This window comes from Catellatospora sp. NPDC049609, from assembly GCF_040675365.1.
In the GTDB taxonomy this organism is placed as follows: Bacteria; Actinomycetota; Actinomycetes; order Mycobacteriales; family Micromonosporaceae; genus Catellatospora.
Window position 1 is genome coordinate 1 of sequence record NZ_JBFAOU010000440.1, and the last position, 1669, is coordinate 1669.

Sequence of the window (1669 nt, forward strand, 5' to 3'; positions counted from 1 at the left end):
CGATCTCGCGGGTGGACTCGGCGGCGGCGGGCAGCCACGAGCTGACGTCGTTGGTCTCCACGCGCGCTCGACCTGGCCGCCGCCGAGTTCCCCGCCGACCCGCGCGGCGGGACAGGGCCCCGACCCCTGAACTCATTGCACGGCGGGCGCGGGGGCGGGTGGGTCCCCGTACGGCACCGCCAGCTGCGCCACCGTCGCCACCGGCGCGAAGGCCAGCGCGAACAGCAGGTCGGCCTGCCACTGCGTGACGTGGCCGGCCGTCATCACCAGCAGCGTCGTGAAGAACGTCGCCGCCCACAGCACATCGGCCAGCGCATCCGCAAAGCGCAGCCAGCGGGGCGCGAAGTCCCGCCAGCCGGGGGTGAACATCATCGCGTCGCGCCGCTTCAGCCGCTGCGACCAGCTGTAGACCCCGGCGACCACGGCGATGGCGAGCCACGCGAACACGATGAAGCCCGCCTTGAGCCGCTGCGGCTCGCCCTCGCCGAGCACCGCGACCATTCCCATCCCGAGCAGGTGCATGACCGCGACTGCCAGCGCGATCTCCAGCGGCACCGACCACCAGCCCAGCCGGGCGCGCAGCCGCCTCAGCACGGCGCCGTCCCGCGGCACTTCCCATTCCCGACGATCATGGTGGGCAGTGTAGGAAGCGCCCACGGGCACGGGTTCCCCCGTTCAGGCAGGATCCTCGCGGGTCAGCTCCCAGCAGGCGACGGCGGTCGCGGCGGCCACGTTCAGGGAGTCGACACCGCGCCGCATGGGCAGCCGCACGCGCAGGTCGCTGGCGTCCAGCGCGTGCCGGGACAGGCCCGGCCCCTCCGCGCCGAGCAGCAGCGCCGGGCGCAGCCGCTGGGCCTCGGTCAGGTGCTGCATCGGCACCGCGTCGGTCGCCGGGGTCATCGCGAGGATCGTGTACCCGGCGTCGCGCACCTCCGACAGCGCCTGCGGCCACGGGTCGAGTTTGGCGTACGGCACCGCGAACACCTCACCCATGCTCACCCGCACGCTGCGCCGGTAGAGCGGGTCCGCGCAGGTCGGCGACAGCAGCACGGCATCGATGCCGAGCGCAGCCACACCCCTGAAGATCGCGCCGATGTTCGTGTGGTTGTTGATGTCCTCCAGGATGACCACCCGCCGCGCGGCGGCCAGGATCTCCGAGGCCGGGGGCACCGGCTGGCGGTGGAAGCTGGCCAGCACGCCCCGGTGCACGTGGAACCCGGTGACCTGCTCCAGCACGTCCGGCTCGGCGCCGTAGACGGGCGCGCCGTCCAGGTCGGCGACCTGCCCCGCGCGCTTGGCCTCGACCAGGAACGAGCGCGGCCGGTAGCCGGCCCGCAGCGCGCGCCGCAGCACCAGCTCGCCCTCGGCGATGAACAGCCCGTGCGGCGGCTCCCAGCGCGTACGCAGCTCGACGTCGGTCAGCGCCCGGTAGTCCGCGATGCGCTCGTCGCCGGGATCCGTGATCAGCTCCACGCCCCGATTCTGCCGGACCGCCCCCGTCGGGATCCCACACCCGCTTTTCTATAGACGTTGGCCTATCTGGATGACTTTTTGATGATCGAAGTCATCCAGATATCCTGCTCGCCAAGTGCCGGCCGGAGCCGGCCACCGGCGCCGGTGCCCGCGGCAGCCTGAGCGGCAGGGTGATCCCGCGCCCTGCCGGTCGGTC

At 72.9% G+C, this 1669-nt stretch carries 2 protein-coding genes; both read right to left on the minus strand.

Going from position 1 to position 1669, the window contains the following annotated elements:
* Positions 1 to 132: 132 nt before the first annotated feature.
* The gene (locus AB0J67_RS40970; protein WP_363491198.1) at positions 133 to 594 is read right to left on the minus strand and encodes a hypothetical protein; all 462 of its coding nucleotides are present in this window, start codon (positions 592 to 594) and stop codon (positions 133 to 135) included.
* Between the two features lie 81 nt (positions 595 to 675).
* Entirely contained in the window at positions 676 to 1506 is an 831-nt protein-coding gene (locus AB0J67_RS40975) for an RNA methyltransferase (RefSeq protein ID WP_363491200.1), read from the minus strand.
* Between the last annotated feature and the right edge of the window lie 163 nt (positions 1507 to 1669).